The organism is Pseudomonas sp. HMWF021, from assembly GCF_003061005.1.
In the GTDB taxonomy this organism is placed as follows: Bacteria; Pseudomonadota; Gammaproteobacteria; order Pseudomonadales; family Pseudomonadaceae; genus Aquipseudomonas.
This window is the reverse complement of sequence record NZ_QAIK01000183.1, coordinates 43,263-51,207: the sequence shown is the minus strand read 5'-3', so window position 1 is coordinate 51,207 and position 7,945 is coordinate 43,263. Positions and strand designations below refer to the sequence as shown.

Here is a 7,945-nt window from a genome sequence, read left to right as displayed (position 1 = left end):
GCACTGGACCGGGTGTCGCTGAGCATTCCCGACGGCGCGATCTACGGCATTCTCGGGCGGAGCGGGGCGGGTAAATCGACCCTGCTGCGCTGTCTCAACCTGCTCGAACGCCCGGACAGCGGGCGGATCCTCATCGACGGTGTGGACTTGCTGACGCTGTCCGCCGTTGACTTGCGCCGCCAGCGGCAACGCATCGGCATGATTTTTCAGGGTTTCAATCTGCTGCATTCGCGCACCGTGTTTGACAACATCGCCGTGCCGCTGGAGATCGCCAACGTTGGCAAACCGTGGCGCCATGTGCGGGTGCGCGAGCTGCTGGAACTGGTGGGTCTGAGCGACAAGGCGCAAGCCTTTCCCTCGCAGTTGTCCGGTGGCCAGAAACAGCGGGTGGGGATTGCCCGCGCCTTGGCCGCGGAGCCGGCGTATCTGCTGTCGGACGAAGCCACCAGTGCGCTGGATCCGGAAACCACCGCATCGATTCTCGAGCTGCTGCGCGACATCAATCGGCAACTGGGCGTGACCATCGTGGCGATCACCCATGAACTGGACGTGGTGAAGTCGATCTGTGATCACGCGGCACTGATGGCTGACGGGCGTGTGGTGGAGGCCGGCCCCGTCCCGCGCTTGCTCGCCGATCCGCAATCGGGTCTCGGCGTTTCGTTACGCCCCACCTGCGGCCTGCCGCTGGGGCATGACATCCCCGGTCTCAGCTTTCTCAAGCAGTACGGCGTGCGGGCGGTGCAATCATGAACCGCAGCGTCGACTGGAATGAAATCCTGCAACTGCTGTTCAACGCTACCGGCGAAACCCTGTACATGGTCTTGCTCGCGGGGCTGTTCACGCTGCTGATCGGTTTGCCGCTGGGGGTGTTGCTGTTTGTCAGTCGGCGCGACGGACTGTGGCCGCTGCCACGGCTTAATGCCGCGCTGGGTTCGCTGGTCAATCTGGGGCGCTCGCTGCCGTTTGTGGTGATGCTGATTGCGCTGATTCCGCTGACGCGTCTGCTGGTCGGCACGACGCTGGGCAGCACGGCGGCGGTGGTGCCGATCACCATTGGCGCCTTTCCGTTTTTTGCGCGGATCGTCGAGAACGCATTGGATGAAGTCGACAAGGGCCGGATCGAAGCGATCCTCGCCATGGGCGGCGACATCCGTCATGTGATTTGCAAAGTGCTGTTGCCCGAAGCGCTGCCGGCGTTGCTGGCGGGGATCACCCTGACGCTGGTGATGCTGATCGGTTTTTCTTCCATGGCCGGGGTGATTGGCGGTGGCGGGCTGGGCGATCTGGCGATCCGTTATGGCTACCAGCGTTTCAACAATGAAGTGATGGTCGCCACCGTGGTGGTGCTGGTCATTCTGGTGCAGGGCGTGCAGAGCCTGGGCGACCGGCTGGTGCGGTCGCTGGCCCATCGACGTTAAGGAATTTTATGAGTGTGGTCGTGGCCCGCGCGCCGCTGATTCAGGTGCGTGAACTGAGCAAGCGCTTCGGTTCGAACCCTGCGCTGGATCGCGTCAGCCTGCAGATTCATCCCGCTGAAGTGGTGGCGTTGCTCGGTGCCAACGGTGCCGGCAAATCGACGCTGGTGAAGATTCTGGCCGGCAGCCAGCGTGCTGATGCCGGGGAGATTTACGTTGATGGGCAGCCCCGGCAATTCAGTTCGCCGCTGTCGGCGCGGCGGGTCGGGATTGTTGCGGTGCATCAGCAGATCAACGAGGGCATCGCCCCCGGTTTGAGCGTGGCGGAGAACCTGCTGCTCGATGAGCTGTGCAAGCCCGACGCGGACTTCTGGCTCAATCGCAAACATCTGCTGGAGCGCGCCGCTAGCATCGCCGCCGGGCTGGGGCTGGTGTTGCCGCTGGAGCAGCCGATTGAACACCTGGGCCAGGCCGAACGGCAATTGGTGGTGCTGGCCCGGGCCTTTGCCTTGCAGCCGCGCCTGCTGATTCTCGATGAGCCGACGGCGGCGTTGTCGGATGCCGAGGCGCAGCGCCTGTTTGGTCTGATCGACACTTTGCGCGGTCGTGGGGTGGCGATTATTTACATCTCTCATCGCCTGTCCGACCTGCAACGGGTAGCGGATCGCGCCATCGTGCTGCGTGACGGGCGCCTGGCGGGTGAGTTCAGCGCACGGCAATTGCCGCAGGCGCTGCACGCGATGCTCGGGCAGGCGCTTGACCGACATGTCTACAGGCCCGGAACCGTGGGGCGAAAAGTTCTGGCTGTGCGCGAGCTGCAAATCCTGCCGCGCTCGAAGCGTTTCGATTTCGACCTGCACGAAGGCGAAGTGGTGGTACTGACGGGGCTGCTCGGCGCCGGCAAAAGCGAGATCGCCGAAGTGCTGTTCTGCTTGCGCAAAGCCGTGGCCGGCAGCCTGCAACTGGATGGCGCGGACTGGCTGCCAGACTCGCCAGGTGAAGCGATTCGCAGTGGGGTGTTTCTCGCGGCGGAGGACCGCGCCAGTCAATCGCTGGTGCCCGATTTCTCCCTGCGCCGCACCCTGACCTTGCCGTTTTTGCAGCGCTTCACGCGTGCCGGTTTCATTCGCAACCGCGCCGAAGCGGCAGCGGTCGAGGCGCAGGTCGCGGCACTGGGGATCAAGGCCGCTGGCATTGAGGTGTCGATGAGTGCGCTGTCCGGCGGCAATCAGCAGAAAGTTGTGCTCGGCCGCTGGCTGCTCGGGGCAGGGCGAGTGCTGATCCTCGATGAGCCGTTTCAGGGCGTCGATGTGCGCGCCCGTCGCGAGATCGGCCAGTTGCTGCGCGACAGTGCCGGCGGCCGGGCGACGCTGGTGATTTGCGCCGACGTTGATGAAGCGCTGGAAATTGCCGACCGGATTCTGTTGGTGCGCGATCACGCGGTGGTCGCCGAATACCCCCGCGCCGGTCTTGAGCGCGCCACGCTGGTCGCCGCGCTGGCCGGCACCGACGCTAGCGAAAATCCCTTTCACGCCACGCCAAGGAGCAGAGCGAGTGCCTGATTCGAGTTCACTGTTGTCTTCCGCTTCGGCACCGGCCGAGCGCCTGCTGCATGCGCTGATCCGTTACGGCCTGTTGTGGCTGCTGGCGCTGATCGTGGTGTTTTTCAGCGTTGCGGAGCCGGCGTTTCTGCGTGTCGGCAATCTGTTCAGCATCTTGCAGTCGGTGTCGATTGTTGCGCTGCTGGCCCTCGGTGTGACCCTGACCATGGCCGTCGGCGGACTTGATCTGTCGATTGGTGCGGTGGCGGCCATGAGCCTGATGATCGCCAGTTACGTGATGGTGGTGCTCGGCTGGGGCGCGGTGCCGGCGGTGCTGATCAGTCTGGCCGGTGGCGCACTGGTCGGGCTGCTCAATGGCTGGCTGATCGTCAAGCTGCGGGTGCCGGACATTCTCGCGACACTGGGCAGCATGTTTCTGGTAATTGGCGTTCAACTGATTCCCACCGGGGGGCGCTCGATTGCGGTGGGCATGACCTTGCCCAGCGGTGTGGAAACCGAAGGCACGTTCAGCGCGGCGTTTCTCGCGTTGGGTCGCGGGCGTTTGTGGGACGTGGTGCCTGTGCCGGTGTTGATCACTGCGCTGGTGGCGCTGGCGGTGTGGCTGTTTCTCGAGCGCACGCGCATCGGGCGATTGTTTTATGCCATCGGCGGCAACGAGCAGGCAGCGCGGCTGGCGGGGGCGCCGGTGCAGCGCTTCAAGTTGCTCGCTTACGTGCTGTCGGCATTGCTCGCCTCGCTTGGTGGTTTGCTGTTGGCGGCGCGGTTGGGGCGTGGCGATGTCAGCTCCGGCAATGGTCTGGTGCTCGACGCTCTCGGCGCGGCGCTGATCGGTTTTGCCGTGCTCGGGGCGAAGAAGCCCAACGCTTTCGGCACCCTGGTCGGCGCGCTGTTGGTGGCTTCGTTACTCAACGGTCTGACCATGCTCAACGCGCCGTACTACGCGCAGGATTTCGTCAAGGGACTGGTGCTGGTGCTGGCCCTGATGTTCACCTTCGGCCTAGCGCATCGGGCGCGCTGAGCCGGTTCATTCGTCGCTGCAAGGAAGATTTATGCACGGTTCAATCACGCAGTTCGCACGCCATTGCCTCGCCGGTGCGATGCTTTCGGCATTGGCTTTGAGCGCGCAGGCCAAGGCATTGCCGGGTGCGCCGGCGCCGTTCGACAAGGGCCAGGTGCAGATCGCGCTGGTCGGTTATCTGTTTTCCGGGGACTTCCCCGAGGCGTATCTGCGTGGCGTGGAGAAGCAGACCGAGGCGCTGGGGGCCAATCTGCGGGTGTTCGATGCGCGGCAGCAGGCGGCGAGTCAGGGCGAGATGATCGATCAGGCGATCGACCTCGGGGTCGACGGGATCATCGTGCAATTGGGCCTGGCGGAAACCCTCAAGGGGCCGATTGACCGGGCCATCGCCAAGGGGATCAAGGTGGTGGCGTTCGACGTTGATCTGAATAGCCCGCAGGTGACTCAGGTCGAGCAGGATCACCACGCGTTGGCGCGGCTGGCGCTGGATCAGGCGGTGAAGGACAACGGCACGCGGTTCGACGCCGGTTACGTGTACATCAGCGGCTTCACGCCGATGGAGCGCCGCGACGAGATCTGGAGTCAGGTGAAAAAGGCCAATCCGGGCATTATCGAGAAAGCGCGCTTCGGCACGCTCAACCCGCCGATTGCAAACTCGGTGGCGGATCAGGCCAGCGCGGTGCTGCGGGCCAATCCGGGGATCAGCGTGATCTTCGCGCCGTTCGATGAATTCGCCAAAGGCGCGAAAATCGCCGTCGACGAGGCCGGGCTGGGGCAGAAGGTAAAGATCTACAGCGCCGACATTTCCACCGCCGATATCCAGATCATGAAAGAGCCGGACAGCGCCTGGGCGGCGACGGCGGCGGTCAACCCACAAGTCGCGGGGGCGATCAGCGTGCGCAGTCTGGCGATGTTGATTGCCGGCGAAAATCCAGGGCATCAGGTGCTGGTGCCACCGACTTTGATCACGCGTCAGCAGTTGCTCGATCTGGACGTGAAAAACGTTCGCGACCTGGCGCAAAAACTCCCGGCGTTCGGTGATACCGCCAACGTGGCGCGGGCCGAGTGGATTCCTGTGGCCAACTGAAAAATCCGTATTTATCTACCGAACCCTGTGGGAGCTGGCTTGCCGGCGAAATGGCCTGTTCAGCCACCTTATTCATTGACTGATACACCGTTTTCGCTGGCAAGCCAGCTCCCATAGGACGGTGTCAATATTTAAGTTAGTTGATTGTTAGTTAGTTTGAGTGTTGGTGGGTCAACACTTGTGTTGCTCTAAAAACAAATAATCAGCCCGATCTAACCTAAGTGTTATTGGTTCTTTTACGGCAGGCCTTCAGCCCGTCTAGCATCGGTATTCAAGGGGGATAATCTGACTTTGGGGATTCCGCACTTCAGCAACTAACCAGTCTTCACCACCTTCCTGCTTTCTAAAACTACAGCAGACATTGCCGTGCATTGATTGCCGACTTCCCATTGTCGGCAACGGCCGGGTATTAGCTGCGATAAAGGAGCTGTCACATGTATCAGCGTTCCCGTTCATTACTGGCCATCGCGGTGGTCGGTGCGATCTGGCAACTTCCGGCGCAGGCCGAAGACACTTCAGCAAGGGTTGACGACGACACACGGCTGGGCACCGTGCTGGTCACCGGCACCCGGGGCACCGCGCGTACGGTGCTGGATTCTCCAGTGCCGGTGGACGTGTTGACCGCCGCCGACCTCAAGTCCACCGGCGCGGCCGACGGTGAACTGGGCCAGGCGCTGCAAACGTTGTTGCCATCGTTCAGCATGCCGCGCCAGTCCAACTCCGGTGGTGCTGACCATGTGCGTGCAGCACAGTTGCGTGGCATGAGCCCGGACCAGGTGCTGGTGCTGGTCAACGGCAAGCGCCGCCACACTTCAGCGGTGGTCAACGACTCGTCGAAAATCGGTCGCGGCACGGCGCCGGTGGACTTCAACTCGATCCCCATCAGCGCGATCAAACGCATCGAAGTGCTGCGTGACGGCGCGGGGGCGCAGTACGGTTCCGATGCGATTGCCGGGGTGATCAACATCATCCTCGACGACGCGCCCGAGGGCGGTGAAGTGTCCACCAGCTACGGTGCGTTTCACACCCACCAGGACGCCATCGGCAAAACCACCACCGACGGCCAGAACAGCGTGACCACCGCCAAGATCGGCACACGCCTGGGCGAAGAGGGCGGGTTCATTCGCGGCGGCACCGAGTACAAGAATCGTAATCCGACCAATCGCGCCGGTTTCGACGGCTTTGCCGACACCCCCGATCAACGCAACTACGTGATGGGCGACGGCCTGGCGCGGGACGTCAACCTGTGGTTCAACAGCGAACTGCCGCTGGCCGGCGGTAAGGCCTACAGCTTCGGCACCTACAACCAGCGCCACACCACCGGCGCCGAGTTTTATCGCTATCCCTACGAACAGCCGCAGTTCTACCCCAATGGTTATCTGCCGCAATCGCTGGGCGACAACAAGGACATCTCCGCCACTGCCGGTTTCAAGGGCATGATCGGCGAGGACTGGGACTTCGACAGCAGCGTCACCCACGGCCGCAACCGCTTCGATTCATCAACCCGTCGCACCCTCAACGTCAGCCTCGGCGCGGACTCACCCACGAAGTTCGACACCGGCGATTACGAGCTGCGCCAGACCACCACCAACCTCGATTTCAGCCGCGAACTGCGCCTGGGCGGGCGCTCGTTCGTGCTGGCGCTGGGCGGTGAATACCGTTACGAAAATTACCTGACCTACGCCGGCGACGAGGCCTCCTACATCGGCTCCGGCGCTGACGGCGCCAACGGCTTGCGCCCCAGCGAAGAGTCGGACCTGGACCGCAACGTGTTCGCCACGTACGCCGAAGTGTCGGGCGATCTCACTGACCGCTTCTTCGTCGACGCCGCCACCCGCTGGGAACATTACGATGATGCCGGCAGCAAGCTCACCGGCAAGCTCAGTGGTCGCTACAAACTGACCGAACAGTGGGCATTGCGCGGCGCGGTGTCGAACAACTTCCGTGCGCCGTCGCTGGCGCAAAGCGGTTTCCAGAACACCACCAGCAACTTCGGCGAAGGCGGCACGCTCACCGATATCCGCGTGCTTTCGGTCAACGACCCGATCGCCCGCGCGCTGGGCGCCGAGAAGCTCGATCCGGAGACTTCGAAGAACTTCAGCCTCGGCCTGACCTTCCAGCTCAACGAACGCTTCGACGCTTCGCTCGATGTATTCCGCATCGACGTCAAGGACCGCATCACCCTGTCGCAGCGCATCGGCAGCGACGCCATGGAGCAATACATCAACGATAACTTCGGCGTGGCCGGGGTGCATGACGTCAACTTCTTCACCAACGCCGCCGATACGAGCACCCACGGCGCCGAACTGGTGCTCAACTATCACCAGCCACTCTATGAAGGGACGTTGGGCCTGACCACCGCGTACACCTACAACCACACCAAAGTCACCAGCACCAAAGGCACGCCGTCGCAACTCACCGCGCTGGGTATCGGCAACGATGCACTGGTCGGCGTTGAAGAAACCAACACCCTGACCGACGCCGCGCCCAAGGATCGTTTCGTGTTCAGTGCCAACTGGGCCAGCGAACACTGGGGCCTGCTCGGGCGTCTGACCCGTCAGGGCGAGACCACCCGCGTATTCGATTTCGGCGACTCACAACCGGAGCAGACCTATGGTGCGGTGTGGCAACTGGACGCCGAGGTGACCTACAAATTCACCCCGAAATTCAGCGTCGCCCTGGGCGGCAACAACCTCACTGACAACTACCCGGAACGCTCCGGCTCGGCGATCAACTACGGCGGTAATTTGCCGTATGACGTGCTGTCGCCAATCGGCACCAACGGCGCGTACTACTACGCCAGCGCCACCTACGGCTTCTGAGCCGATCCGCCACGGACGGCGGACTTTTTGCGGAACTCTGC

The 7,945-nt window shown here is 62.8% G+C and carries 6 protein-coding genes; all 6 read left to right on the top strand.

Annotated elements, in window-relative coordinates:
• The coding region (locus DBR18_RS26680; protein ID WP_108592599.1) for a methionine ABC transporter ATP-binding protein at positions 1–750 on the top strand (750 nt) is incomplete at its 5' end.
• Positions 747–1,418 carry a methionine ABC transporter permease gene (locus tag DBR18_RS26675; protein ID WP_108592564.1) on the top strand — a complete coding sequence of 224 codons (672 nt, stop codon included), beginning with the start codon at positions 747–749 and terminating at the stop codon, positions 1,416–1,418. The genes DBR18_RS26680 and DBR18_RS26675, both read left to right, overlap by 4 nt.
• Positions 1,419–1,426: 8 nt before the next feature.
• Positions 1,427–2,977: a sugar ABC transporter ATP-binding protein gene (locus DBR18_RS26670; RefSeq protein ID WP_108592563.1), complete on the top strand. Its 1,551-nt coding sequence runs from the start codon at positions 1,427–1,429 to the stop codon at positions 2,975–2,977.
• Entirely contained in the window at positions 2,970–3,995 is a 1,026-nt protein-coding gene (locus tag DBR18_RS26665) for an ABC transporter permease (protein WP_108592562.1), read from the top strand. Before DBR18_RS26670 ends, DBR18_RS26665 begins: the two co-directional genes overlap by 8 nt.
• A gap of 31 nt (positions 3,996–4,026) precedes the next feature.
• Positions 4,027–5,082 (top strand): substrate-binding domain-containing protein, encoded by a 1,056-nt coding sequence (locus tag DBR18_RS26660; protein WP_108592561.1) that lies wholly within the window; start codon positions 4,027–4,029, stop codon positions 5,080–5,082.
• A 434-nt stretch (positions 5,083–5,516) separates the two neighbouring features.
• Positions 5,517–7,904, top strand: a complete 2,388-nt coding sequence (locus DBR18_RS26655; protein WP_108592560.1) for a TonB-dependent siderophore receptor — start codon at positions 5,517–5,519, stop codon at positions 7,902–7,904.
• Positions 7,905–7,945: the final 41 nt, after the last annotated feature.